The organism is Gilliamella sp. Choc4-2, assembly GCF_001690355.1.
In the GTDB taxonomy this organism is placed as follows: Bacteria; Pseudomonadota; Gammaproteobacteria; order Enterobacterales; family Orbaceae; genus Gilliamella; species Gilliamella apicola_A.
On the sequence record NZ_LZHG01000051.1, the window covers coordinates 1 to 531 of the forward strand.

General features: G+C 43.7%; 1 protein-coding gene. It reads left to right on the forward strand.

Translation table 11 applies throughout. From position 1 onward, the window contains the following. A partial coding sequence (locus A9G34_RS06975; RefSeq protein ID WP_176701483.1) for a contractile injection system protein, VgrG/Pvc8 family occupies window positions 1-531 on the forward strand: 531 nt, incomplete at both ends.

Below are 531 nucleotides of genomic sequence, written 5' to 3' on the forward strand. Positions count from 1 at the left end.
TAATGGTGATAAGCGATTACGAACAAGGTTATGACCAAGTTGCTCATATTGATTACAAATTACCCAGCGGCACCTTGGACGGTGGCACTGAAAGCGTTTGGGATATTAGCATGCACAGCCAAACGGTGGCATCATCGGTTAAAGTCAAAGATTACAACTACCGTGATGCCAAAGCCAACTTACTTGGCGAGGTCAATAGCCAACCCGATGACCACACCACTAACGGCACCGACTACCGTTATGGCGAGCACTATCAATATGCAGGTAGTGCCAGTGTCAGTTCAAGTAGTCAAAAAAATAGCCCCAACAAAATTTATAAAAATATTCAAAGTGAGCAAAATGGGGGGATGAGCGATAATAACGATGATGCACAAAATAGGGATAATGATTACCACCTTAATAGCACCCCAGAAAGTGGCAATTGGTACGCACGTATTCGCCATGAACAAGCAATCAGTGAACAAATAATTATCCGAGGCAAAAGCAACCGTTATAACCTTGCTCCTGGGCAACTCATTAGCCTTAATGGCG